This is a genomic window from Fibrobacter sp. UWB16 (assembly GCF_900215325.1).
In the GTDB taxonomy this organism is placed as follows: Bacteria; Fibrobacterota; Fibrobacteria; order Fibrobacterales; family Fibrobacteraceae; genus Fibrobacter.
The window spans coordinates 23920-46989 of sequence record NZ_OCMS01000003.1 but is presented as its reverse complement, the minus strand read 5'-3'; the positions used below and the strand labels follow the sequence as shown (position 1 = coordinate 46989).

Annotated in this window: 21 protein-coding genes; 11 read left to right on the top strand and 10 right to left on the bottom strand. The window is 51.1% G+C overall.

Annotated features, from left to right (window positions below; translation table 11 throughout):
• Window positions 1-82: 82 nt before the first annotated feature.
• Window positions 83-889, bottom strand: a complete 807-nt coding sequence (locus CRN95_RS10085) for an FKBP-type peptidyl-prolyl cis-trans isomerase (RefSeq protein WP_088630988.1) — start codon at window positions 887-889, stop codon at window positions 83-85.
• A 172-nt stretch (window positions 890-1061) separates the two neighbouring features.
• Here CRN95_RS10085 and CRN95_RS10080 point away from each other — a divergent pair, with 172 nt between their 5' ends.
• The 3 genes from CRN95_RS10080 (at window position 1062) to CRN95_RS10070 (ending at window position 3572) form a co-directional block, all read left to right on the top strand.
• Window positions 1062-1310, top strand: coding sequence for a hypothetical protein (locus CRN95_RS10080; protein WP_088630989.1), 249 nt, complete (start codon window positions 1062-1064; stop codon window positions 1308-1310).
• Window positions 1311-1612: 302 nt separating this feature from the next.
• Window positions 1613-2452, top strand: a complete 840-nt coding sequence (gene folD / locus CRN95_RS10075) for a bifunctional methylenetetrahydrofolate dehydrogenase/methenyltetrahydrofolate cyclohydrolase FolD (protein WP_097020790.1) — start codon at window positions 1613-1615, stop codon at window positions 2450-2452.
• A gap of 169 nt (window positions 2453-2621) precedes the next feature.
• The gene (locus tag CRN95_RS10070; RefSeq protein WP_097020789.1) at window positions 2622-3572 is read left to right on the top strand and encodes a hypothetical protein; all 951 of its coding nucleotides are present in this window, start codon (window positions 2622-2624) and stop codon (window positions 3570-3572) included.
• 26 nt (window positions 3573-3598) lie between these two features.
• Here the strand turns inward: CRN95_RS10070 and CRN95_RS10065 are convergent, their stop codons facing one another.
• From CRN95_RS10065 to CRN95_RS10055, 3 genes are all read right to left on the bottom strand, one after another.
• Entirely contained in the window at window positions 3599-4585 is a 987-nt protein-coding gene (locus CRN95_RS10065) for an SIR2 family protein (protein WP_097020788.1), read from the bottom strand.
• A gap of 34 nt (window positions 4586-4619) precedes the next feature.
• Window positions 4620-5297 (bottom strand): histidine phosphatase family protein, encoded by a 678-nt coding sequence (locus CRN95_RS10060; protein ID WP_097020787.1) that lies wholly within the window; start codon window positions 5295-5297, stop codon window positions 4620-4622.
• A gap of 156 nt (window positions 5298-5453) precedes the next feature.
• Window positions 5454-5999 carry a phosphatase PAP2 family protein gene (locus tag CRN95_RS10055; protein ID WP_097020786.1) on the bottom strand — a complete coding sequence of 182 codons (546 nt, stop codon included), beginning with the start codon at window positions 5997-5999 and terminating at the stop codon, window positions 5454-5456.
• A gap of 102 nt (window positions 6000-6101) precedes the next feature.
• On the opposite strand from CRN95_RS10055, the gene CRN95_RS10050 reads away from it, so the two are divergent.
• On the top strand, window positions 6102-7283 hold the full coding sequence (locus tag CRN95_RS10050; protein WP_097020785.1) for an acetate/propionate family kinase: 1182 nt from the start codon (window positions 6102-6104) through the stop codon (window positions 7281-7283).
• A 242-nt stretch (window positions 7284-7525) separates the two neighbouring features.
• Here the strand turns inward: CRN95_RS10050 and CRN95_RS10045 are convergent, their stop codons facing one another.
• Window positions 7526-10624, bottom strand: coding sequence for an Ig-like domain-containing protein (locus CRN95_RS10045; protein ID WP_097020784.1), 3099 nt, complete (start codon window positions 10622-10624; stop codon window positions 7526-7528).
• Window positions 10625-10716: 92 nt separating this feature from the next.
• Entirely contained in the window at window positions 10717-12573 is a 1857-nt protein-coding gene (locus tag CRN95_RS10040; RefSeq protein WP_097020783.1) for an ATP-binding cassette domain-containing protein, read from the bottom strand.
• A 96-nt stretch (window positions 12574-12669) separates the two neighbouring features.
• Here CRN95_RS10040 and CRN95_RS10035 point away from each other — a divergent pair, with 96 nt between their 5' ends.
• Window positions 12670-13761: a hypothetical protein gene (locus CRN95_RS10035; protein ID WP_097020782.1), complete on the top strand. Its 1092-nt coding sequence runs from the start codon at window positions 12670-12672 to the stop codon at window positions 13759-13761.
• A 143-nt stretch (window positions 13762-13904) separates the two neighbouring features.
• On the opposite strand, the gene CRN95_RS10030 is transcribed toward CRN95_RS10035, so the two are convergent.
• Entirely contained in the window at window positions 13905-14297 is a 393-nt protein-coding gene (locus CRN95_RS10030) for an NADH-quinone oxidoreductase subunit A (RefSeq protein ID WP_088630999.1), read from the bottom strand.
• A gap of 69 nt (window positions 14298-14366) precedes the next feature.
• On the opposite strand from CRN95_RS10030, the gene CRN95_RS10025 reads away from it, so the two are divergent.
• From CRN95_RS10025 to CRN95_RS10015, 3 genes are all read left to right on the top strand, one after another.
• The gene (locus tag CRN95_RS10025) at window positions 14367-15269 is read left to right on the top strand and encodes an FISUMP domain-containing protein (protein WP_097020781.1); all 903 of its coding nucleotides are present in this window, start codon (window positions 14367-14369) and stop codon (window positions 15267-15269) included.
• A gap of 96 nt (window positions 15270-15365) precedes the next feature.
• Window positions 15366-16769, top strand: a complete 1404-nt coding sequence (locus CRN95_RS10020; protein WP_088631001.1) for a TrkH family potassium uptake protein — start codon at window positions 15366-15368, stop codon at window positions 16767-16769.
• Window positions 16770-16789: 20 nt separating this feature from the next.
• Entirely contained in the window at window positions 16790-17449 is a 660-nt protein-coding gene (locus CRN95_RS10015; protein ID WP_088631002.1) for a TrkA family potassium uptake protein, read from the top strand.
• Here the strand turns inward: CRN95_RS10015 and CRN95_RS10010 are convergent.
• The 3 genes from CRN95_RS10010 to CRN95_RS10000 all read right to left on the bottom strand — a co-directional run bounded on the left by CRN95_RS10010 (window position 17446) and on the right by CRN95_RS10000 (window position 19335).
• On the bottom strand, window positions 17446-17892 hold the full coding sequence (locus CRN95_RS10010) for a Fur family transcriptional regulator (protein WP_097020780.1): 447 nt from the start codon (window positions 17890-17892) through the stop codon (window positions 17446-17448). The genes CRN95_RS10015 and CRN95_RS10010 overlap by 4 nt on opposite strands.
• A gap of 83 nt (window positions 17893-17975) precedes the next feature.
• Window positions 17976-18533: an NADH peroxidase gene (locus CRN95_RS10005; RefSeq protein ID WP_014546175.1), complete on the bottom strand. Its 558-nt coding sequence runs from the start codon at window positions 18531-18533 to the stop codon at window positions 17976-17978.
• A gap of 220 nt (window positions 18534-18753) precedes the next feature.
• Window positions 18754-19335 carry a hypothetical protein gene (locus tag CRN95_RS10000; RefSeq protein ID WP_088631004.1) on the bottom strand — a complete coding sequence of 194 codons (582 nt, stop codon included), beginning with the start codon at window positions 19333-19335 and terminating at the stop codon, window positions 18754-18756.
• Between the two features lie 104 nt (window positions 19336-19439).
• Here CRN95_RS10000 and aroC point away from each other — a divergent pair, with 104 nt between their 5' ends.
• The 3 genes from aroC to CRN95_RS09985 all read left to right on the top strand — a co-directional run bounded on the left by aroC (window position 19440) and on the right by CRN95_RS09985 (window position 23069).
• Window positions 19440-20522 carry a chorismate synthase gene (aroC, locus tag CRN95_RS09995; RefSeq protein ID WP_088631005.1) on the top strand — a complete coding sequence of 361 codons (1083 nt, stop codon included), beginning with the start codon at window positions 19440-19442 and terminating at the stop codon, window positions 20520-20522.
• A 69-nt stretch (window positions 20523-20591) separates the two neighbouring features.
• On the top strand, window positions 20592-21458 hold the full coding sequence (locus CRN95_RS09990; protein ID WP_097020779.1) for a tetraacyldisaccharide 4'-kinase: 867 nt from the start codon (window positions 20592-20594) through the stop codon (window positions 21456-21458).
• Window positions 21459-21521: 63 nt separating this feature from the next.
• Window positions 21522-23069, top strand: a complete 1548-nt coding sequence (locus CRN95_RS09985; RefSeq protein WP_097020778.1) for a hypothetical protein — start codon at window positions 21522-21524, stop codon at window positions 23067-23069.
• Window position 23070: the final 1 nt, after the last annotated feature.

The following is a 23070-nucleotide window of genomic DNA, read 5'->3' as shown; positions in this document are numbered from 1 at the left end:
GAAAAAGCGAAGGACAGAAAGCCCTTCGCCATTTGAACAAAAATTCGGCATTTTCGCGGATGCATCCCGCGCATCGCCTAACTTACTTCGATGGGAAAACCTGCAGCAGTTCCACCTCGAACACCAGGAGGGAGTTCGGCGGAATGGACGGCGGAGCTCCGGCCTCGCCGTAAGCAAGCGCACTCGGAATCCAGGCCCGTACCTTCTCGCCGACCTTCATTTCCAGAAGCAGGTCCTGCCAGCCTTCAATGACCGACGAAATCGCAAACTCCATCGGCGCACCGCGCTTGACGCTATTGTCAAATTCGGCACCGCTCAGCAATGAACCGACATAATGAACCTGGACCTTGTCCGTCGCCTTGGGTCTAATGCCAGTCCCTTCATTGAGGATCAAATACTGCACACCCTTTTTCGTGACCCAGATTCTCGGATCCTGAGCGTTTTTCGCTAGGAACGCGGCCTGGTCCGTCAAAGCCTTGCGCGCAGCCGCAGCCTCGTCGATATCCTTTTGGATCTGCATCTGGTTGAGCAAGTCCTGAAGGGCAGCCTCGGACTGCGAATCCGTCATGAGGATTTCGCGACTCGAATCAATCACATCACGCATGGCATCTATAAGCACATCGAGCTTTACGGGCACGTTGATATTCGAAACGGCCCTGCCGAAATCAACGCCAAGCGCATAACTGTAGCGGTCTACGGCATTGTCCAAAAACACCTTCTGTTCTTCGACCTGAGCAGGTTCCGGTACGGGAGTCAAGTCGGGCACCGCAGGAGCGACCTTCGCTTCTGTAGCCGGAGCCGGATCAACAGCGGGTGCGGGTTTGCTACCACCGCATGCGGCAATGACGCCCCCCACAAAAATCAACGGTAAATTTCGAAAAATTTTCATAAAATCAGTTCCAATCCTGAATTTAGCCTTTTTAAAATAGTTTTTTATGCAAAAAAAGCACGAGTAAATGTGAGCAAAATCGCTAATTTGCCATAAATGTAAAGAAAAACACACACTACCCCTTTAAATCTTCTTACATTTTTCCTATCTTTGTGCGCAAAGGTAACTTACAATGAAAAACAGCTTTAAGTGTTATATCGATTCTGCAACAGCCCAGAAGAGGCTGTTCGATGAATCTATTGATAACGTTAAAGATTCCTTAATCAAAGCCGTAGCGGAATCTACTGTACGTAATGATAGTGATGAGCAGCTTTTTAAGAAGCCGGAACCGGTTTATTCGACTGGCTGGCTTAGAGGAGCTCTCTCTTACCCCTGGGCAATCGTTAGCGTCATCATCCCGTCGATTATCGAAAACCTGTAATTTAAAGTTCATACTTTAACTCCGAAACGCCCGCCGCAAGCGGGCTTTGCTTTTTTTTAAAGAATATTCCTTTGCTGTTTTCAAATCAAATCGCGCGATAGCAAATCAACTAAAAAAATAACAGGCTATCGTTGTGAAAATAAAAGCGTCGGCCAAGGATGGGGAGGGTGCAGGGAGGGGCCCGTGCGGCCTTCGCAACTCCGAGCTGGGGCCCCGCCCGCATGACGTACTTTTTTACTATTTAAAAAAATCCCTTTAGCGATAAGCCCAAATTTTTTAAATTTGCAAAAAACGGAGATTTTATGGCAGCACTCATTCTCGATGGCAAGGCTCTTGCCAAGACTACTGAAGAAGAACTCAGCGCCCGCGTGGCGAGCCTCAAGGAAAAGACCGGCAAGACCCCGATTCTTGCAACGATTCTCGTGGGCGACGATCCGGCTAGCGCCACTTACGTCAAGATGAAGGGCAACGCCTGCGCTCGCGTGGGCATGGAAAGCATCCGCGTGGTGATGGACAAGAACACCACGACCGAAGAGCTCCTCAACAAGATTCAGGAACTCAACGAAAACCCGAACGTGCATGGCATCCTCTTGCAGCACCCGGTTCCGCGCCACATCGACGAACGCGCCGCTTTCGAAGCCATCGACGCCCGCAAGGACGTAGACGGCGTGACATGCCTCGGCTTTGGCCGCATGTCCATGGGCGAGCGTGCTTACGGTTGCGCAACGCCGGCCGGCATCATGCGTCTCCTCAAGGCCTATAACATTCCTCTCGCAGGTAAGCACGCCGTGGTCGTTGGCCGCAGCGCCATCCTCGGAAAGCCGATGGCCATGATGCTTCTCAACGCGAACTGCACCGTGACCATTTGCCACAGCAAGACCGAAAACCTTCCGGAATTCGTGAAGCAGGCAGACATCCTCGTGGGTGCCGTCGGCAAGCCGGAATTCATCAAGAAGTCCTGGATCAAGCCGGGTGCAGTTGTCGTGGACGCTGGTTACCACCCGGGTGGCGTCGGCGATATCGAAAAGGGTCTCGAAGAAGTTGCCTCCGCATACACTCCGGTTCCGGGCGGTGTCGGTCCGATGACCATCAACACCCTCATCTACCAGAGCGTGGAATCCGGCGAATCCCTCATTAAGTAACAGCAAAGTTATTCTGAGCGAAGTGCCAAAGAATCAAATGTTCATACAGTGTCATCCTGAGCCCCGGAACAAGTCCGGGGTAAACTCCGAAAACGAAGCCGATATACGATACTTGGCAACTTGTTGCCTTAGTAGAGTTAGGTTCGAAGGAGCATCCAGTTATTTTTGGATGATCAGCGGTTTAATGAAAGGCGCCCTCGTGGCGCTTTTCGCTTTATGCACTTTGTGGCCAACACAAGCAATCGCCGCCTCCGAGCTCCAGAAGCAGATGGTGCACGACATGAAGAAATGCGGCAGCACCACCGAAGAAGTCACTTGCGTTGTCGAAGGCAAGGACGGCTGGCTCTTTTTGCAAGAAAGCCTGCTGAATGCCACCAAGCGCTGGAACGACAACACACCGCAAATCATTGCCTTCAAGGACTCTCTCGAAGCGCGCGGCATCAAGCTCATTGTCGTACCCGTTCCAGACAAGCTCCTAGTCGTACCCGAGCAGTATTCCGACAAGGCGAAAAAAGGAATCAAGCTTCCGCAGTACAAGAAGTGGGTAGACACGCTCCGCAAGCACAACGTGACTGTCATCGACGCGCTTGAAAACCTCAAGGATCTCCACAAAAAACTCGGCACCGAAACACCCATGTTCGAGCCGTACGAAAGCCACTGCACAGGCCCCGCAAGACTCGTACTCGCAAAAATGGCCGCCGATTCCATCGCACCACTCCTCTACGGCATGAACCGCAAACGCTACCCGCTACGCGACACCATTGTCGATGGCACCGGGAACCTCTACGATTTGCTCCATGGCAAAGAAATTGAGTACAAAATAAAAGAGCAAAAAGTTTTGGGCACCGACGGCTACAAATATCGCGGTTCCAAAAAAGCACCGATCATCGTCATTGGCGACAGCAATGTAGGCCAAGGCAAATCCTACGGTGCACAAATCGGCGCATACATCGCAGCAGCGACAAGCGTCGAGACGTTTTCCATCAGCAAAGTCGGCGGCGGCAATATCGGCCCGCAAATGTTCAAAGGCAAAGAGAGCTTTTTAGAAGGCAAAAAAGCAGTCGTCTGGGTATTCGACGGCCGCGAGCTCTACGGGCATTTCAAAGCACCGGAATTTTAAAAATTCGTTAAAGCGACAATTACTAGCTACTTCAGTTTTTCCAAAAACTCTTTTGCATCGCAAGATTCGACGAGATTTTCGCCAAGCAGCTTCTGTAAGCGCTCTAAGTCATGGCGACCATCGTGTTCAAAGATGACCACCTTCTTAAAGCGGTCGCGATGGCGCAACAGGAATTCCAGATTGTTGATGTCCGTCTTCGGGAAACCGTAACCGATAAAGTAAATCTCTTCGGCATTTTTCAGATAGTAATCGGCCTTGGACCATAGCAAGTTGAAAAGACTCCCACGCAAGAAAGATTCCTTGGCATGCGCCATCGGAATGAAAATGGGCGTGTCTTCACAGTAGATGGGGAAACTGCGGTCTTGCGGTTCGACTTCGCAGACATTTTTCAAATCGAGTTCATCGCTTGCGCCCTTGACAGGGAACCAGTTGAGCGAACCATGCAATTTGATAAGGTCAATCGTCCGGGTTTTCTTGCCGCGTTTTGCCGAGCGGTCGGCAGGGTCAATTTTCACGCCGTAATCCACAGAAACCTGTTCGCAAAGTTCCTTGTCGTTCGCAATTGCGGTTTCAATAAGCGTGTCGTAATTGAACGAGAGCAAGAGTGTTTCACGGGAACCCGATGCCGAATCGTTTTCGCAAGACACCAAAAATTTCTTGAGAATCGCAGCAGCTGATTCGTTAAGCACATCGTTATCGCGACGGATAACGCTTGCAATAAAGCGCAACAGTTCAAAACGGAGCGACGCATGGTAAAGACGTTCACGCTCGCCCGGAAAAATCTGCGCCGAGAGAATAGACGTTGCCAAAGGCTCGATGCCAAGGTAATCGCTATCGCCGTTGCAGAGCGTCAAAAAGCGCTTGCAGTAATCGCGAAAATGCGGGAACTCGTCCGGGATTCCAAAAGGGATAAGTTCGTTCAAGTCGCGGAGCGTGGGCATCTGCGGCGAGAAGGACTTGCTGAAACCAGAACCAAGTACAAAAATACGGCGATAACAATTCGACTGCATCATACCGTTAATGTATAATTTTTAAGCGGAAAAGAACTTAAAAATGCAGCCAGCCCGTTTCCATGGCAGTGATGGGTGTGACTTTCACGTTGCCTTTTTCAGAGCGTTCAAAAGCAAGACCCGTCAAAAAGTTCATCCAGCATTTTGGCTGAAACTTCAAATTGCAGAAATGCGAAAGGCATGGAACCGTCCAGGCATCGTGCGTCACGAAGATATTGAAACGCGAATCCCCTTTTGCAAACATCATCTCGCGCATCTGTTCAGCACGCTCGTGAAGCGGCCAAAACGCATCGTGCTCGCCGGAGTCTAGCCACTCACAGATACCTTCGTAAAAACCTTCTCGCAAAGTCTGCTCGTATGCAGTCACATCTCGGACAAAGAAATCGCCAAGTTCATTCAGCGGCGTGACATTCACCGAGGCGCCCGCACAAGCCCCAAAACCCGCGAGCTTACGGCCCTCACCAATGCACTTTGCGGTTTCCATGCAACGCCCGACCGGGCTCGAAAAATAAACAGCGTCGCCAATGGCAGGAATCATTTTGCCAAGCGCTACCGCCTGGCGACGCCCACAATCCGTAAGCCCCACATGTGCACCAAAATCCTTGTCACCGGGCGTGATGTGGTTGCGTTCGGCATGGCGCAACAACAGATAAATTTTAGAGTTCCAGTCAGCCTGGGCAAAAAAGTCTGAAATTTGTACGAAGTCGTTAGTCATTAGGTATTAGTCAGTAGCCATTAGTCAATGGTCAATAGTTTATAAAGGTGATTGGGCTTTCGCCCCATCCTCAGCGGCTCGGTCATGACAGTCTGCAAGCAGCCTGTCGCGACACTCACCTTGAAGGATGTCCCGCTCGGAGGCGGGAATGACAAATCAAGCGCCAATAGCTGCAGAAATCGGGATCCACAAAACGTGTCCGAGCACAAAGCTCAAGATACCAAGCAAGAATCCGCAGATAATATCCGAGAACCAGTGCACGCCAAAGTACACGCGCAAAAGTCCCCACGTGAGCGGCAACAGCATCATAATCCATCCGTACTGCGGCACGCAATAAAACACCGTGCTTGCCACCGCCAAATTGTTCATCGTATGGCCCGACGGAAAGCTGTACTTGTCGAGCGGCGGAACCTCCGCCTTGATTTGCGGATTTGCGGCAAACGGACGCGGACGCTTGGTGCTGAGCTTAACGCCTTCATAAATCAAAAGGCTCATCGCAAGCGAAACAAGTGCCTGCCAGAGAATCGGCAAAAAACTTTCCCAACCAATTTTCCAAATCAAAAATGCAATGAACAAAGCCCAGATATAGCCATCGCCAAGGCGCACGTAAAAGCGCAACCAGCCGTTCACCTTGCGTGAAAAATGACGATTGGTCCAGTAAACCGAAACACGATTGTCAAAATCAAAAATTTTCTTCAACATCAGGTTAAATGTAGATTTTTACGCTCGCCACACTGCGCCAAAATTCCTATTTTATCAGACTAAAGAACGCCGCTTCGCGGCTACAGACTAAAGGAAAAAACCATGCGCGTACTCGTTCTCAACTGCGGCAGCTCCTCTGTAAAATTTGCTGTCATCGATACAAAGACCCAGGAATCCATCGCTAGCGGCCTCGTCGAAAACATCGGCGTGAACGGCCACACCAAGGCTAAGGGTCCTGAAGGCAAGATTGACTTCAACTTCGACTGCCCCACGCATGCCGAAGCTGTGGACCAGGTCAAGAAATTCCTCGACGCCCAGAAACTCACCGACACGATCGAAGCCATCGGCCACCGCGTCGTGCATGGCGGTAAGTACATCAAGAGCGAAAAGGTCTCTCAAGAAGTCATCGACTACATCCGCAGCATCACGCTCTTTGCCCCGCTCCACGAACCCGCACTCGCAACCGGCATGGAATGCGCTACCAAGTTCTTCCCGGGTCTCCCGCAGGTCGCCGTGTTCGATACGGCTTTCCACCAGACCATGCCGCAGAAGGCTTACCTCTACGGTATCCCGTACAAGTTCTATGAAAACGACGGCATCCGCCGTTACGGTGCACACGGCACAAGCCACCGCTTCGTGACTGCCGAAGCTTGCAAGGTTCTCGGCACCAAGCCCGAAGAAACCTGCCTTATCACAGCTCACCTCGGCAACGGCTCCAGCTGCTCCGCCATCTTGAACGGCCAGTGCGTCGATACCACGATGGGCTTCACACCGCTCGAAGGCCTTATCATGGGCACCCGCTCCGGTAGCCTCGACCCGGCAATCCTCTTCTACATCGCTAAGAAGTACGGCGAAGAATACGGCACCATCGACAAGCTCGACCACCTCGTGAACAAGGAATCTGGCTTGTTGGGCCTCTCTGGACTTTCTAACGACATGCGTACTCTCACGCAGGCGGCAAGCGAAGGCAACAAGCGCGCCCAAATCGCTCTCGACGTCTTCTGCTACCGTCTCACCCGCGAAATCGGCGGCCTCGCCATGGCACTCCCGCGCATCGATGCTATCGTCTTCACGGGCGGCATCGGTGAAAACAGCTTCTACGTCCGCAAGCAGGCTCTCGACAACCTGAAGCTCCTCGGCTACCAGGTCGACGAAGAACGCAACCTCAAGAGCGGCAAGGAATCCAACCACCTCATCACGAAGGATGGCACGCCGAAGGCAATCGTCGTTGCAACAAACGAAGAACTGCTCATCGCTCTCGATACCGAAGCACTGGTGAAGTAACGCAAAGCAGAATAGTGAGCAACAAGTCCCATGCGTTAAGCTGGGACGGTTGCGAGAGTGAGCGCCAGCCCTGCACATGTTTTGCAGATTCTAGCGCGAACGGTCAGAAAAAGGCTCCGCATTGCGGAGTCTTTGTTTTTATATAAAAAAAGTCAACCCCGGAACAAGTCCGGGGAGACATCATAAACATTAACTGGATCCTTCGCGGTCCATGACCGCTCAGGATGACCGCGCACAGCGCCTTACTTAATCGTCCAGGTCTGAGTGTTGACGCGGAGGATCTTGCGGCCCTGAACCTTAGCAGAAGCATTGAGCACTTCAGCCGGGTTCACCGGGAGCTTAGCCTTCCAGATGACGCGACCCTGCATGTCCATCATCGAAACAGCACCGCGCTTAGCCATAACAGCATTCTGCCAGTTGTTCTTCGGCTGGGCAAGCTGCGGCATCAAACCTGCAGGCTTTTCACCGACGATGATGCAAAGCGGAATCGTCACATTGGCCTTGTCCGGATCGCTAACCTTCACACCAACGTTGACCTTCTGGTCGTCCTTGAACTTAACACCGCTATTGGCCTTCACCGTAATAACGGAGCCCTTCATAGAAATTGTCACCAACTTCGACAAAGCAGACGTTTCATTCGGACTGTAAGTCAATTCATCGCCATCGACATCGACGACAAGCGTATCAAGATCCCACTTGACCGTCCAGCCGCTGTTCGACACATAAGCCGTATCGGCATGCAAAAGTTCAGGCTTGTCGTTCACCGGCTTGATCGTCACGCAGAATTCAAAGCTCTTGGAGCCAGACTTCTTGTCCGTTGCCGTCACGACCACATAGGCCTTGCCAGTAGAATCCGGAACAGAGTTGATTTCAAGAACGCCCTTGTCCGTAATTTCGACCTTGAGCTTGCCATCCTTGCTCTTTGCAGAATAGGTCAGCGGGTCTCCTTCCGGATCCTTGAACCAAGAAGTCACAGTAGCCTTCGTGTACTTGATCGGTCTCGAAGACGGGAAGTCTTCAGTCACAGTCGTATCGAGAGTAGAGGACTTTACGACAACCGTCGGGAGCATGTTGCGTTCTTCAACAGAAATCGTCACAATAACCGCCTTGGACTTCGTTTCGTTGACAACGCAGTAGTAACCAAAGTAATCCTTACCTTCGAAATCTTCGGCCGGCGTGTACTTGAAGCTACCGTCCTTATTGAGGGTAAGCGTTCCATGAGCAGGCTTCTGGGCAAGTTCAGCCGTCATACCCTTCGTTACACCTTCGGGGTACTTGTCATTAGCAAGGACGCCTTCCTTGGCACTCACAGAAAGCGTGCTATCCTTGAATGCCGTGTATTCATCAGCAGCAGCCTGAGCCAAATCCTTCGGAGAAACGAGCTTGACATAGATGTGCACACCCGTAGTATCGACACCATCCGTTGCAAAGACGAGGATGGAGTCTAAACCACTTGCGCCGGTAACCGATTTCACAGAGATGAAGTAAGACGTCTTGTTCAAGCTATCCAGTTCGGCCTTGATCTTCTTTCCACCGAGAGCGCCGTAAGTAAGCTTCTGCGAGCCATCGGTAACTTCGATGTCCGTAAAGGAGAGAGACTTGACCGGGATCTTAATCTGGGACACGGTATCTTCATCGAAGTCCATGTCAAGCACAAGCGTATCCTTGATGAACGTGCTGTCAGAAACCTTTGCAACCGGAGCATCATTGACAGCCTTCACGTGAATAGCAATAGTACCTTTAGCACTAGTGAGTCTTTCTTCACCTTCACGCTTTTCACGTTCAATAAACACATAGGTGAGCGTATCATCGCCGTAGAAATCCTTGTTCGGTATATAGGTAAATGCACCCATAGTATCAATTATAATACCATCAGCCTTAACAAGTTCTCCGTGCTTGGTCGAATCAACCGGTCCAAAAACGACGAATCCGTCCGGCTGACCGCATTCTACCCAAATACCTCTATTCCACGGGACACTCAAGCTACCATCTTCATTGACCGTATATTCGAGATCGCAAACAGCAGGCGGAACAATCACATTCGGAACATCGATAATGGTCACACGATGATGAGCCTTGACAACACCTTCAATCTTGCCGTCCGTCGCATTGACGGTAACAAGGAACGTCGTATCCTTCTTAACACTCTTAGTTATAATGTGAAGCGTATCCTTCAAAGTGAGCTTTTTCACATCATCCAAAACCGTCATCAGAGGAGCACCCAATTCGACAGTAAAGGTAAGCGGGTCGTTGTCTTCATCAGCAAAAAGCTTTGCAAGAACAATCTTCAAAGTATCGACGCCTTCGGTCAATTCCACCTCAGGAGCAGTCTTGTCATATGGAGAAAGCACGACAGGCGGGTTATTTGCAGGAGGATCATCCGGGCATTCCGGGTCACCCGGGCATGTCGGGCCAACGGCAGATTCATCCTTAACCGTGACATTGAACGTAGCCTTCACAAACTTTTCACTAGTTTCACTCATCGCCGTAACGGTAATTGTACCAGAGGCATCTTCATCAACAGCCTTAGGAGTGAAAACGAGTTCATCCGTCAAAGTCGGGTCGCCTTCAGGCTTCGTCAGCGTGAGCAAAGTCGCCGGCGAAACCTTAGTTACAATAGAAACCACTTCGTCTTCACCTGCGGAAAAGACTTTCTTGAGGTCAATCTTTAAAGTTTCAGATTCCTTGACCGAAACAGTCTGTTCCTTGTCATAGGGTTCAAGGAGTTTGAGGCCCGATACGACAGGAGTAGAGCATTCACCGAGGGAAACGGCAGCCACTGTAATGACATTCTTGGTCCTGTTGGCGTCGCTTTCACTGACTTCGGATGCAATGCCTTCCTTATAGTTGATCTGGATGGCAAGTTGCTTTGTCAAGTCCAAAGCGACTGTCTCGCCCCAACCCGGTTCCTGTGCAACTTCCGAAAAATCAATAAACACAGGCGCAAAATCCGCCTGAGCCGGGAGAACCGCGCCATGGTAGTTATAGTCTTCAATTGTAGACTGTTTCAAGTCCACACGGAACGGACGATCAGCCTTATAGGTCAAGCAAATTCCAGAATAGGACGAAAGGTCTATAGTTCCAGAAGTCTTCCATACTAACGAAAAACCGGCAGCAGCGTAGTCTTCCGTATCGACATTCAAATTCGTCGAAAATTCCATGTAATTGGAAGAAGAATCCAATGCAGCCGTAGAACCACTTGGCTGACTATAGACATCGCCCCATCTTGCAGGCTGAACTTCGTTACCCTTATGTTTATCGTAACTCCAAACACTTGTGCCGGCGATACCCGAGACCGCCCCGGCCAAAATCATCGCAAAAGACAATGATAGCGATTTCATTTTTAAACTCCTCTAAGATTTCAACACCAAGACCCATTCAGTGTAAATCTATATTATGCAATGAGTTTTGTCACTAGGGGAGCAAAAATTTTTCATCCCAAATTGTCAAGGGCTTCGAAGCGTTCGTAGGCCTGTTCGAGCAGGGTCTCGTCATCGGCAATCTTTTTCTGGAGTTCCACGATGAGGGTGGCGTTCGTGTAGACCTCGGGCTTGGAAAGTTCCAGCTGGTAGTCGGCAATTTCCTTTTCGAGTTTTTCGATTTTTTCGGGGAGGGCGGCGTATTCGCGCTCCTCGTTGTAGCTGCGCTTTTTCTTTTTCGCGGGGGCGGGGGCCGCAGAGGCGGCGCCGGCGCCAGCGCTTAAGCGAGCCAGCTTTTCGGCTTCGCGTTCGGCGGCCAGGCGGGCGGCCTGGGCGGCTTCCTTATCGCGGAGCTTCTTGTTTGCCTCGTAATCGGAGTAGCCGCCGACGGCTTCAAAAACGTGGCCGCCATCTTCGATGGCGAGGATGCCGGTCGCCACGGAGTCGAGGAAGGCTCGGTCATGACTGACTGTCAGGACGGTGCCGTTATAGTCGGCCAAAAGTTCCGCCAAAAGGTCGAGGGTTTCCATGTCCAAGTCATTCGTCGGTTCGTCAAGCACCAAGACGTTGCTCGGGTGGCTAAAGAGGCACGCGAGCAAAAGGCGGTTGCGTTCACCGCCGCTAAGCGCACTAATCGGGCCGCGGGCGCGATCTGCCGAGAACAGGAAGTCTTGCAAATAACTTAATACATGGCGTTTGACGCCGTTGAGCGTGATATAAGCCTGGCCATCGCCGATATTCTCAATGAGCGACTTGTCTTCGCGCAAGCGGGTGCGCATCTGGTCGAAATAGGCAATATGGAGGTTACTGCCCAAGCGCACTTCACCCGATTCCGGCTGGAGTTCGCCGAGAATCAAGCGTAAAAGCGTCGTCTTGCCGGAGCCATTCGGCCCCACAATGCCAATGCGGTCGCCACGGCTGATTTCGGTCGAGAGGTCGCTAATGAGCGGGCTCCCATCATAGGAATAGCTCACGTTCTTGAGACGCGCAACGAGGCGCCCGGAACGGTCGGCTTCCGTAATCTGCATGTTCACATTGCCCGTACGGGAGCGGCGGGCCGCGCGTTCTTCGCGCATTTTAATCAAGGCGCGGACTCGCCCCTCGTTGCGCGTACGGCGGGCCTGGATGCCTTTGCGGATCCAGACTTCTTCTTCAGCCAACTTCTTATCGAAAAGTGCATTCGCCTTTTCTTCTTCGGCAAGCGCCTGGTCCCTGAACTGCACAAACTTGTCGTACGGGAAGTCCCAGCTGCGCACACGGCCACGGTCAAGCTCAAAAATGCGGGTTGCCGTACGGCGGACAAAAGCACGGTCATGGCTCACGAACATCACCGCGCAATTCAAGCGCGTCACAATCCCTTCCAGCCACTGAATGGCAGGAATGTCCAAATGGTTCGTCGGTTCGTCGAGCAAAAGCAAGTCCGGGTCTTCGGCCACGGCACGCGCAAAAAGCACACGGCGCTTCTGGCCACCGCTCAAGCTGTCGTAAGGCGCATCCGCATCGATACCCGTTTTACCAAGAATCGCCTCGGCAGTCGCATTGTGCGCTCCATCGTCCAGAATCTTCTTGGAAATCACGGAACCTCCGCTCACCACGGACACGCGGCCCATCACAATGTCGCGAACAGTCCCATCAAGATGTGCGGGGATTTCCTGGATCATGCGGGAGACTTTAAGCCCCGTCTTCTTTACGATTTCGCCGGAATTTGCTTCCATCTCGCCGGTCAGCACCTTCAAAAGCGTGCTCTTGCCCTCGCCATTACGGCCCACAAGGCAAATGCGGTCACCCGCCTCGATATCGAACGAGACATTATCCAAAAGCGGCGGACCGCCAAAACGCAGCAAAATATTCTGAACCGACAAAATGGGCATAAACAAACCTGCTTCTTTTCCACAAAAATAAAAATTTAAAGCTTCGGGCTCGGTGCCCGTGCGTACTTCTCATTTATTTATCTAAATTTGAGCGAAATGCGTTTTTTGACTAAAAAGCTACTAGCATTAGCAGCCTTTGCCGCACCTACATTTGCAGGGGTAGAAGCCGATTCGACGGATGACTTTCAACGTTTTTCCGCCGTTCCCATCATTGGCTATACCGAAGAGACAAAGTACCAGTTCGGGGCCATGGCAATTATCTTTTTCAGGCCCGAATTTGAAGGCGGCAACGCAACCGAGCTAGACCTTTCGTTCTACGGCACAACGCGCAAACAGGTCACGGGATCGATTTCACCCAAGTTCTATTTTCTGAAAGACCAGATTTCTGGCGAGCTAGACCTCCATTACGACAACTGGGTCGGCAACTACTTTGGCAGAGGCAACAACCCAGACATTGACGATTTCCGCAAGTTCGACCGCAGGACGTTCTACCTCACATCGCTGACCGAATCAAACTTTGGTACAAAGCAGTGGCTAAAAGACTTCCGTTACGGTCTTTTCTTTGAGATAAACTACACCGACATCGACCTCAACCGTTATCATTACCATGGAAACCTCAACCGCCCCGAAAACACGGACGGCTGGAGGAACGGCATCGGCTACCACCTCTCCATGGACACGCGCGACAACACGAACTGGGCACGACATGGCTACCTAGTCCAATGGGGTCATTACTTTTATAACAAGGGAATGGGCGACTACAGCTACACCCATCAGGAACTCGACGTCCGCGGTTACACAGAATTCATCTGGAATACATCCATGGCTGTCGGTCTCCTTTGGCAGCGCGTAGACGGGAACGCCCCTTTCGATAAACTTGCTGGTTCAGACGGCCTCAAGCGGTTCCGCGGCGTCGAAAAGAACTACTTCTACGGGAACCAGGCCATGTTCCTGCAAATGGAATTCCGCAAAAAGCTATTCTGGCGCCTTGCCGGGGATATCTTCTTCGAAGGCGGAAAGACCGGCGATTACTTTAGCGACCTTATGCGTAACAAGTGGCACAGGAGCTTGGGCTTCGGGGGGCGGTTGGCGCTCAACCAGAAAGAAAACTTGTACGCCCGCTGTGAATTTTCGTGGGTCGACTTCAAGAACATCGGCATGACGATGTACGTCCGCGACGCATTCTAGTGACTAGGAACGTCATCCTGAGGCAAAGCCGAAGGATCCAGTCATATCTAGTAAGCGATGGTTTGGTGACAAGAAAAAAAGCGGACGCAAACCCAAGGTCTGCATCCGCCATTTTGAGATAGAATAATCAACAGTTAAAAAGATTAGTCCTTAACGCTGTTCCAGTCCAGGACACCCTTCTTGAGGAGGTAGATGTAACCGGCTTCGAGGATCAGGAGGAATCCGAGGAGGATGAACAAGAGTTCCCAGCCACCAGCGAGGAACTGGATCGTCCAGGGGTAGATAAAGGCGACTTCAAGGTCGAACACCAAGAAGAGCATGGCCACCATGTAGTACTTCACCGGATAGCGTTCGTTGGCCGTACCGGAAACGTGAGCCAGACCGCATTCGTAAGCAGAACCCTTAATAATAGTCTGCTTGAGCTTACCCGGATGCAAGACCCAGTTGGCCACAAGAAGGATTGTAGGGATGCAGAGAGCCATGATCACGAGGATCGTCATGGCGAAGGTGGTGTCGAAAATTTCAACATTGCTCATAGTGATCCCAAAGATAGTAAAAAAGTTTTTGCTACAACAATGTCTTTTTGTAAACTATATTTGTAAATCATGAAGAAAACACTCCTTTCTTTCGGCCTTATCGGCTTTACAGCCCTGTTTTTTGGTTGTTCCGAAGATGCGCCAGCTCCAATGGCGCCCGATACCTCGTACAACTACTCCTCGTCTTCCGTTTATGTAGGCCAGTCTTCCAGCGCCCAACAGATACGTTACTCTTCCAACACAGTAATTATCGACAAGAAAGACACGACTATCAAGAAGGAAATCATCACCGTCTCCGGTTCAAGCATCAAGTATCCGGATATCGTAAGCGATCCGGTGTTCTGCTGGACTAAGGGTTGCGAAAGCACGGTCAAGCCGCCTTCTTCCTCTTCCAAGTCGGCTCCGGTCGCAAAGTCGTCCTCTAGCGCTGGCGGTATCACCATCGACAATCCTGAAGAGAAGACGCCTGTTGTCCAAGGTCTTTCCATGACCGACACGCGCGACAACCAGACCTACACCCTTATTCAAGTTGGCTCAAAGCTCTGGATGGCCCAGGATATGAATTACTCCGTCGCCAACAGCGAATGCTACAACGAATCTGACGCCAACTGCACGACAAACGGTCGACTCTATACATACAACGCCGCCCAGAAGGCATGTCCCAGCGGCTGGCGCCTTCCGAATCGCGAAGAAGCCCAAGCGGCCATCAACAGCGAAGCCATGCCTTGGAGCTATAGCGGACGCTGCAAGGATGGCGACTGCAACTTCCTGGGCGACATGGGCTTCCACTGGACCTCTGGCACCCCGGAATCCGGCGACAAGAAATTCGACGAAAACGGCGGTACAAGCGCAGCTCTCATTATCGTGGAAAAATCTCCCGAATACATCAAGGACAAGGAAGGCGAAGAAAGATTGTTCTTCCAGGTGGACTCCAAGACTAAGCGCTTCAGCGTCCGCTGCGTTCAGGAGTAATCCTCAAAATAATTTCCTCCTCAAAGGACCTTGCGAAAGCGAGGTCTTTTATTGTTTTGCAGGTAACCACCCCTCAACTTTACTAAATTCGCTTTTATGCTACGTTCAAAGTACCAGATGCTCACGGATTCACTCTCCGAGAACATATTCAAGACAAGGACCCAGGCAAACCCGATCATGCTGGTGGTTCTCGCCTACCTTTTGCTTATCGCCATTGGCACCGGGCTTTTAAGTCTATCCGTATCGACAACCCGTCCCATAGATTTTATCGAAGCGTTCTTCACGTCCATGTCTGCCGTCTGTGTCACCGGGCTTTCCATCGTCGATATCTCATCGACGTTTACCGACACCGGGCACTGGTTCATCATCATCCTCATGCAGCTTGGTGGTCTCGGCATCATGACCGCATCTACGACGCTTATCTTGCTTGCCGGCATGCACCCCGGATTTAGCCACCAGTCCGTCTTCTTCTCCGAATTCACGCAAGAAGGAAACATCGACGCTGGCCGCATCCTCCGAGCCGTGATTCCCTTTACGTTTTTCCTTGAATTCATTGGCGGCATCGTCTACTTCACGCAATTCGATTCCATGGAAATGTACGACCGCATCTTGTGCTCGATATTCCAGGCCGTCAGCTCCTTCTGCGGTGTTGGATTTACGTTGTTCCCCAACTCGCTCGAAGGTTTCCAGTACAATCCCGTCATGAACATCACCACCTGCATCCTCGTGCTGGCAGGCGGTTTCGGATTTTTGGCCATTGCGGAGCTCCGCTACATTTTCGACTTCAGCCACAAGGAAATCCGCCGCGTCTCCTTGCACACGCGAATCGCAACTTACGGCACCATCATAGTCATCCTCGCAAGCATTCTCGTCTTCTCGCTCACCGAATGGCACAACCTCTTTAGCGGCCACACCTTTGGCGAAAACGCACAATCCGTACTGTTCATGGCATTCACGAGCCGCACCGCGGGGCTCAACTCCGTGAACATTCCCGACCTCACGCAAGCATCGCTATTCTTCTTTATCATCATCATGTTCATCGGCGCAAACCCCGGTAGCTGTGGCGGCGGCATCAAGATTACGACCGCAGCGGTCATCGGGCTTTTGGGCATAAACAGGCTTCTCGGTAGGGAAAAGACCCAGGTCATGGGTCGCACCATCCCGAACAACACCGTCGATAAGGCCATTCGAATTTTCGTTGTCGCTATAGTCGTGATTGCAACGGCGACACTCATCCTCCTCTGCACCGAAATACCTACCGGCACAGCCTACCCCGCCAATAGCTCCCCGTTCCTCAAGATCCTATTCGAAGTCGTGAGCGCGTATGCCACATGCGGACTCTCGATGGGACTCACCGAAGAACTCTCCACGGTCGGAAAAATCGTCATCTGCTGCGTGATGTTCATTGGCCGTATGGGCCCGCTGTTCCTCATTTCGGCAGTCGCAGGCAAGCTCCAGGACACCGCCTGGTACGCCGAAGAAGACATAATGGTGGGTTAACTTAATACTATATTTAAACCATGGCTTCTAGACAATTCGTTATTATCGGTCTTGGAAATTCGGCAAACTACCTTGCACGTCACCTGACGTCGCTGGGTCATGACATCATGGTCATCGACTCTCATCCCGAAAAGGTCCAGGACTTCGCGAGCATGGTCTCGCAAGCTGTTGTCGCCGACAGTACCCGCAAAAAGCAGCTCGCCTCCATCCCGGCACTGACCAAAGCGGATAGCGTCATCGTCTGCATCGGCAGCAACCTGGAAGCTTCCCTCCTCACCATCCTGAACTTGAAAGAACTCGGGGTCAAGCACATCATAGCCAAGTCGAGCAGTGCCGAACACACGAGCATCTTGGAAAAGCTTGGCGTCACAGACATTTTCCACCCGGAACGCGACGCCGCCATAAGCCTAGCCGAACGCCTCAACCGTCCGAACATGGTCGACTTCCTCCCGTTCATGGAAGGCTACTCCATCGTAGAAATCGTCTGCCCCAAGAACTTTGTCGGTAAAACACTGAAGACTTTGTCGCTCACGCACAAATACGGCGTGCAGGTTATCGCCATCCGCGACCCGCAAGAGCCGACGCCTAAAATCGGTAACATTGCAGACGTCATCTTGCAAGAAGACGACGTGCTGTTCATCATCGGGCCGAACGAAGCCCTCGACAAACTGAAAGATTAATTTTCGACTGTCATGCCCGCCTCTGAGCGGGCATCTCCATCTCCGACCGCGCACTTGTCGCACAGTCCGAACATATAGAGCGAAGTCCCCTGCAACGTAAATCCCGGGGGAATCATTTGTGTACAATCCGGCGGCGCCACAAAGATATCATAGACCTTGCCGCATTTTCTGCACTTGAAATGGCTATGCGGAGAGCAGTCCGCATCGTAGCGCAAGAAGCCGTCGCCAAAATCCAGCGAAATCGCCAAGTCATTTTCGAGCAACAGTTCCAATGTATTGTAGACCGTCGTGCGCGAAAGCGACGGGTGTTCTGGCAAAAGCGCCATATAAATTTCATCGACCGTCGGGTGCGTCTTGACACTCCGCAGGTAGCGATAGACAAAGACCCTCTGTAGCGACGGCCTAATGCCATGATCTTTGAGTATGTTTGCCGTTTCTTGCATATCACACCCCCTTTCCTCAAACATTCCATAAAAAAGCGGCCCCGCACGCCCTGAGACGTCCGGAACCGCACCACACTCCAATCTTACTTGAAGTAGCGACCGAGCAAGCCCTGGAAAGCAGAGCCGTGACGGGCCTCGTCCTTACACATTTCATGAACAGTGTCATGGATAGCATCGTAACCGAGTTCCTTGGCGCGCTTTGCAAGAGCAAGCTTACCCTCAGTTGCTCCCGCTTCGGCAGCAACGCGAAGTTCCAGGTTCTTCTTGGTGTCGGCATAGACGACTTCGCCCAAGAGTTCTGCAAACTTGGCAGCATGTTCAGCTTCTTCGAAAGCGATGCGCTTGTAAGCTTCAGCCACTTCCGGGAATCCTTCGCGGTCCGCCTGACGGCTCATCGCAAGGTACATGCCCACTTCGGTACATTCACCCGCGAAATTTTCACGGAGGCCCTGCACCACTTCGGCATCCAAGCCCTGAGCGACACCGACCTTGTGTTCGTCAGCCCAGACAATCTTCCCTGCAGCAGGCGTTTCCACCTTTTCGAAGAACTTGCTCTTCGGAGCATGGCACTGCGGGCATTCATCCGGAGCTTCCGGACCCATGTGAACATAACCGCAAACTTTGCAAACCCAGACCTTCATATCTTCTCCTTTTCCGCGATGCGGAATTAAATGAAAAATTCGTTTTAAATTTGTTCTTGTTTTTTGTAACAATTAAAAATATACAATTATTTCAAATATTGTCAAGCCAAAACAAGCACTTTTTATAAATATCCATTAAAATTTTAAAAAAAGCATGATAAAAGCATAAAAAAACGACCCGTTCGGGTCGATTTAGCATTCTTGCTTTTTTATGGGAAATTTAGAACGCCGGAGCTTCGGAAGCCTTTTCGCGGGCACGCTTAGCGCTTTCGCTTTCCGTAGCCAGCTGACGGTGCGTTACAGAACCCACAGCATAATAGCGGTTACCTTTTTGGATCACCGCGGTATAAGCGTCGAGAGCTTTCACCGAGAACCATTCCTGGTAAAGGTTATGCACATTTTCTTTGAGGTTCGAGGTTTCGTTGATTGCCGGAGCGCCAGAAGCCTTGCCATACTTAAGCGTAAACTGGTCTGACATATAGCCCACAGCTTCAAAAGTTTTGCTCAAACGAGCACGTTCGACACGACCTGTACGGATTTCAAAAGCGTAGAACTTGTCGTTCTTGTTGAAAATGAAATCGACCTGAACAGGCAGTTCACCGAACATATAAACAGGAATCACCACGCGTTCGCCAATACCCGTCTGACCGTAGGGTTCATAGCCCTTTTTCATCATTTCTTCAATAACGGTTTCGCGAGTGGAGCCAAAAGGAATGCCCGCAAAATTATTCTGAGACTGTGCTTGCACATGAAGCGAAAGCACAAGAATCAAAAAAGTGATGACAATTCCAAACTTGGACACGATAGACTCCTCTAGATATTGTAAAAGATAGTAAACTTTTTCTAAGTAAGCAAAAATTTTTCATAAAAAAAAGTTTTTTTGGTCCAGAATTTATATTTGGTCACATGTCAAGCACGTTTGGAAAGATTTTTTCTGTCACTACATGGGGTGAATCCCATGGTCCTGCTGTCGGAGCCGTCCTCGACGGATGCCCCGCCGGTCTCCCTATCACCGAAGAAATGATTCAGGCAGAACTGAATCGCAGGCGCCCGGGTCAGGGTAAACTGACGACGCCCCGTAACGAAAAAGATACGGTGAAAATCCTTTCCGGCGTTTTCGAAGGAAAAACGACGGGAACGCCCATCTCGTTCGTCGTATTTAACGAAGACCAGCATAGCAAGGACTACGCCGACATCGCCAAGTGGTACAGACCGGGACACGCAGACCTCTGCTACGACCTCAAGTACGGGTTCCGTGATTACCGTGGTGGTGGCAGAAGCTCCGCCCGCGAGACCATCGGTCGCGTCGCCGCAGGCGCCGTCGCAAAGGCCTTCCTCAAGACCGTCGCCGGTACAGAATTTCTTTCTTGGGTTTCTTCTGTTGGTGAAGTTGATTGCCCGCCCCTCAACGTGAGCGAGCTCACACTTGAACAGGTCGAAGCATCCCCCGTCCGCTGCCCAGAAGCTGCCGCTAGTGCCAAGATGGAACAGGCCATCCTGGAGGCGAAGTCCAAAGGCGATAGCGTTGGCGGAACAGTTGCACTCCTCGTGAAAAACGTCCCGGCCGCACTCGGCGAGCCCGTGTTTGACAGACTTGACGCGCTCCTCGCCCAGGCGATGCTTTCCATCCCGGCATGCAAGGGTTTTGAAATTGGCAGTGGCTTTGCCGCAGCACGCATGCACGGCAGCGAGCACAACGATGAAATTTATGTTGAAGGCAATACCTACCACACGCGTACAAACAACGCGGGTGGTAGCCTTGGCGGCATCTCCAACGGGGAACCGATCTACTGCCGCATGGCCTTCAAGCCGACCGCTACAATTTCGCAGTTGCAGAAGACCGCCGGCCGCGGTTACGAGAATGGTGAACTTGCCGCCAAGGGAAGGCACGATCCTTGTGTTGCCGTCCGCGCTCCCGTGATTGTCGAAAGCATGGCAGCCCTTGTACTCGCAGACCTTTATCTGCAACAGAAACGCAATTGCCTTTAATTAAGTTCTAGCTTATGAAAAGGCGATGCAGGAACGGAGTCCGGCACGACATGCATCGAGGCACTGCTAATGATATACACAACGAAGCCTTTCCGTCTTGCAGCAGCCGCATTCTACCGGATTGCGTACAAGCTGCACCATAAAATATTTTTACGGCCACAACCGCCCATTCAGACTCCCGTCATTATCGTCGGGAGTTACCTAGCAGGCGGCGCCGGAAAGACTCCGTTCACCATCTGGCTTGCAAAGCGTCTTCAAGAACAAGGTAAAAAAGTTGCGGTTCTTTGCCACAGCGCCGCATGGGACGAATTTATCTTGTTGCAAAACAGCCTCTCGCACAGCGCAAAGGTCATCGCGACCAGCAACCGCTATTCGACCGCCAAAGAAATTCAGGACAAATTCGACATCATCCTCTGCGACGACGGATTCGAAGATTCGCGCTTTACAGGCGCCCACCGCATTTGCCTTGACTGGGAAGAACCGCCCACGTCTTGGACAAAGCTTTGGCCCGCAGGGCCGTTCCGCAGTTTAAAGCAGGACCACGACGAAAGCGAAATCATCCATATCCGTTGCTTCGATGCAGATTCCCAAACGCCCGATATTCGCTTTTACATTAAATCCATAACAAATTACATTCCCGGCAAGCCATTATCCGCCACCCTCATTTGCGGTCTCGGTTCCCCCAAAAGATTCATTGACGATATCGGTACATTCGCGGCAAGCACCGGCATACAAATAAATAAAGTCATTACGCGCCCGGACCACGATAAACATTTCGCACAAGTTGTTCAAAAAGAAATTTCTTGTGGCAACGACATTATTATTTCACAAAAAGACGCCTGCCGTCTACCGCAAACAAACCTCGAACACCCCAAGCTCCATATTGCCATCCAAGAAATTGAAGTTTCGGCCCACCTAACATTACATTCTTCGTAAAAATTTCGGTAACTTTTCCCTTTTTTATTGTATTTTTAAGCACAAGAACTAGGGAGAGAAAATATGAATTTGCGTGAACGTTTTGCCGAACTTCTTCAGATCATCACCAAAGACATTCCAGAAAGAGAATACTATGTGCAGTTGGGTTTCCTCACCGCACTGATTCAGGAACCGTTCTACCTCTATGGCCGCCCCGGCTGTGGAAGCTCCCTCTTTATCCGCAGAATTTCAAGCGCATTTAAAGACGCCCGTGTTTTAAAGCTCGGAAAAAAGCAAAGACAGCTCCCCGACAACATCAATGATTTTAACCTGATCATCTTTGACAACTTCACGCCAAACGATGAACTGAGCAAGAGCAATCTCCAGATTGTCATCCACGATCACGAAAAGAATTCCATCATCATCTCTGGCGACCAGAAACCGGAATCGGCTCTGAGCAGGTCCGAAGTAAGCGATCAAGTGACGCTGACCATCATGCTTCCTGACAGCATCTCCTCGGACGCCCTTTGCAAGCTCTTACAAATTCACGGCACCGACAGTAATGTCATCGTGCCTCCGTCAATTGCTATCAGCGCCGAAGAACAGGCAGAATGGATTCAGGCACTCAGCAAGGTAACGCTCTCCCCGAACACGCTTGCCGTCATTGGCAAAGTTGCAGAGACCTGCGAAAAGAACTGCGTTTACGTACCCATCCGCAGATGGCTTGCGCTTTCAAACATGATCAAGGCTATCGCCTTCCTCAACGGCCGCACCGAGACAAAGCTCATCGACACGTTCTTCCTCGGAACATCCATCTGGGGCCGTAGCGCATCGAACACCGCCATTTCTGAAAGCTACAAGCAAATTCTCAAAGAGCAATTATACAAGAACACGCCGAGCCTCCTTGAAACGCCTTATGACGCCAACAACCTGCTCATGCGCGTCAACCATCTCGTCCACAGTTCTAACAACCTTTACGAAACCAAGCCGTTCAACGGTGAAAAGTGCCTCGCCTACCGCATCACGATCGCAGGCGAATCCGTACCGCTTTACGCGCCACTCAAGTACATCGAAACAGACATCAACTTCAATCCGTACAACGAGCTCCGTCAAATCGAAAAACGTGTTGTCTGTAATTACCACGGCACTTCAAACTGCACCATTTCTATCGATCCGCAAGTTCGCACCAGCGGGCTGCGCAGCTCCGTCAACCAGTCCAATTCCACTAACATCAAGTTCGAAGAATTCGGAACGCTCCCGACATACATCTTGAGAGAAAACGCTCCCGAAATCATCGACGAAAAGAAAGTCCTCCGCGACACGCTTAATGCCGAAATCAAGGAATCCATGGAACGCGAAACGGCAAACCTCGTCGCATTGCGAAATACATATAAATTATTCAACGAGTCCAAGGAAGACCTTTTCTGCTTTACGCAGATGTTCAACGCCGTTCAAAACGATATCAAGGAACAGTTCGACAACACTGCAAATATCATCAAGACCATCAAGAAGGCAAGCGAAGTCATCGCCACGTTACCGAGCAACATGCTCAAGACCCCGAATCTAGTCGGCAAGCCGCAAGTGAAACCGCAGGCACCCCAAGCTGCACAGCCTTCTAACGCCGAAAAATAAC

What these genes read in the sequence shown, in the direction of transcription:
- CRN95_RS10035 (WP_097020782.1), top strand. Translation starts at nt 12,670, where the DNA reads ATGCGTTTTTTGACTAAAAAGCTACTAGCATTAGCAGCCTTTGCCGCA.
- CRN95_RS10080 (WP_088630989.1), top strand. Translation starts at nt 1,062, where the DNA reads ATGAAAAACAGCTTTAAGTGTTATATCGATTCTGCAACAGCCCAGAAG.
- CRN95_RS10060 (WP_097020787.1), bottom strand. Translation starts at nt 5,297, where the DNA reads ATGACTAACGACTTCGTACAAATTTCAGACTTTTTTGCCCAGGCTGAC.
- CRN95_RS10030 (WP_088630999.1), bottom strand. Translation starts at nt 14,297, where the DNA reads ATGAGCAATGTTGAAATTTTCGACACCACCTTCGCCATGACGATCCTC.
- CRN95_RS10015 (WP_088631002.1), top strand. Translation starts at nt 16,790, where the DNA reads ATGGCTTCTAGACAATTCGTTATTATCGGTCTTGGAAATTCGGCAAAC.
- CRN95_RS09990 (WP_097020779.1), top strand. Translation starts at nt 20,592, where the DNA reads ATGATATACACAACGAAGCCTTTCCGTCTTGCAGCAGCCGCATTCTAC.
- CRN95_RS10050 (WP_097020785.1), top strand. Translation starts at nt 6,102, where the DNA reads ATGCGCGTACTCGTTCTCAACTGCGGCAGCTCCTCTGTAAAATTTGCT.
- CRN95_RS10005 (WP_014546175.1), bottom strand. Translation starts at nt 18,533, where the DNA reads ATGAAGGTCTGGGTTTGCAAAGTTTGCGGTTATGTTCACATGGGTCCG.
- CRN95_RS10040 (WP_097020783.1), bottom strand. Translation starts at nt 12,573, where the DNA reads ATGCCCATTTTGTCGGTTCAGAATATTTTGCTGCGTTTTGGCGGTCCG.
- CRN95_RS10020 (WP_088631001.1), top strand. Translation starts at nt 15,366, where the DNA reads ATGCTACGTTCAAAGTACCAGATGCTCACGGATTCACTCTCCGAGAAC.
- CRN95_RS09985 (WP_097020778.1), top strand. Translation starts at nt 21,522, where the DNA reads ATGAATTTGCGTGAACGTTTTGCCGAACTTCTTCAGATCATCACCAAA.
- CRN95_RS10065 (WP_097020788.1), bottom strand. Translation starts at nt 4,585, where the DNA reads ATGATGCAGTCGAATTGTTATCGCCGTATTTTTGTACTTGGTTCTGGT.
- CRN95_RS10010 (WP_097020780.1), bottom strand. Translation starts at nt 17,892, where the DNA reads ATGCAAGAAACGGCAAACATACTCAAAGATCATGGCATTAGGCCGTCG.
- folD (WP_097020790.1), top strand. Translation starts at nt 1,613, where the DNA reads ATGGCAGCACTCATTCTCGATGGCAAGGCTCTTGCCAAGACTACTGAA.
- CRN95_RS10055 (WP_097020786.1), bottom strand. Translation starts at nt 5,999, where the DNA reads ATGTTGAAGAAAATTTTTGATTTTGACAATCGTGTTTCGGTTTACTGG.
- CRN95_RS10070 (WP_097020789.1), top strand. Translation starts at nt 2,622, where the DNA reads ATGATCAGCGGTTTAATGAAAGGCGCCCTCGTGGCGCTTTTCGCTTTA.
- aroC (WP_088631005.1), top strand. Translation starts at nt 19,440, where the DNA reads ATGTCAAGCACGTTTGGAAAGATTTTTTCTGTCACTACATGGGGTGAA.
- CRN95_RS10045 (WP_097020784.1), bottom strand. Translation starts at nt 10,624, where the DNA reads ATGAAATCGCTATCATTGTCTTTTGCGATGATTTTGGCCGGGGCGGTC.
- CRN95_RS10025 (WP_097020781.1), top strand. Translation starts at nt 14,367, where the DNA reads ATGAAGAAAACACTCCTTTCTTTCGGCCTTATCGGCTTTACAGCCCTG.
- CRN95_RS10085 (WP_088630988.1), bottom strand. Translation starts at nt 889, where the DNA reads ATGAAAATTTTTCGAAATTTACCGTTGATTTTTGTGGGGGGCGTCATT.